1 protein-coding gene is annotated in these 1,178 nt (G+C 73.9%); it reads right to left on the bottom strand.

From position 1 onward, the window contains the following. Positions 1-105: 105 nt before the first annotated feature. Positions 106-1,178: MFS transporter (locus tag ABZ641_RS38485; protein ID WP_359989327.1), on the bottom strand; the 1,073-nt coding region annotated here is incomplete at its 5' end.

Below are 1,178 nucleotides of genomic sequence, written 5' to 3'. Positions count from 1 at the left end.
TGTCCGGCAGTCGGTGGCCGCCTGCCGGACACGGGCCTGCGGGCTGCCACTGCGACCTCTACTGCGACTGCATCGACGACGGGCGACTACAGCATGTGGTGGCCGTCAGCCGCCGCTGGCAGCGGGTACCGGCTCGGGCTGCGGGGCAGGGGTGCGCCGCGGGAGGAGCAGTGGGGTCGCCAGCACGAGCACGCCGGCCAGGGCAATGGCCGTGCGCGGGCCGAGCAGGGCGCCGAGCACGCCCCAGACGGCGGTGAGGAGGGCCGTCGCGGCCTTGGTCGTCACCGCCCAGGCGGACAGCGTGCGGGTGGTCCGGTCGGTCGGGGTCCGTTCGAGGCGGTAGGTGGCGCAGACGGGGTTGAAGACCGCGCAGCAGAAGATGAGGCCGAGTTCGACGCCCATCACCAGGAGCAGGCCTGCGGTTCCCGGTCCGACGAAGGCGAGGCCCACGGGCCACAGTGCGCGCAGGGCGCCGGCCGCGACGAGGATCCGTCGTTGTCCGAACCTGGCGGCGAGGGGTCGGGCCAGGCGCGCACCGAGCAGTCCGCCGATCGAGGGGACGGCGAAGGCGAGGCCGTACTGCCAGGCTGCGAAGTCGAGCCGGCCGAGCATGAGAACGGCGAGCAGTGGCTCCGCGGCCATCACCAGGCCGTTGAACAGCGCGGTGTTGAAGAACAGGGGGCGCAGCGTCGGGTCGGCGAGGATGTACCGCCAGCCGTCGAGCAGGTCGCGGGCCCGCAGGCGCTGGGCCGGTCGGGGTTCGGGCGCTGGCTCGGTCCCGCCCGTGGCGCGGATACCGAGGGCCGAAAGCAGGTAGCTGGCCGCGTCGGCCGCCACTGTCGCCACCGGTCCGAGGAGACCGATCGCGGCGCCGCCCAGTGGGGGGCCGACGATGGTGGTCGTCCAGGCGGTGGACTCGAACCGGGCGTTGGCGACGAGCAGGTCCTCGGCCGGCAGCAGGGTCTTCAGGTACGCGCCGGAGGCGGCGCGAAAGGTGATGTCGGCGGCCGCGACGACGACCGAGACCAGCAGGAGCTGGACGAAGGTGAGCACGCCGAGCGCGAACGCGGTGGGGATCGTCAGCAGCGCGGCGCACCGCACCAGGTCCGCCGCGATCAGCACGGGCCGTTTGCGGCGGAACTCCACCCAGGGGCCGAGCGGCACGGCCGCGGCCGCTC

Origin of the sequence: Kitasatospora sp. NPDC007106 (assembly GCF_040634455.1) — a bacterium.
Classification (GTDB): Bacteria; Actinomycetota; Actinomycetes; order Streptomycetales; family Streptomycetaceae; genus Kitasatospora; species Kitasatospora arboriphila.
The sequence above is the reverse complement of the archived record's forward strand: the minus strand, read 5'-3'. Positions and strand labels throughout refer to the sequence as shown.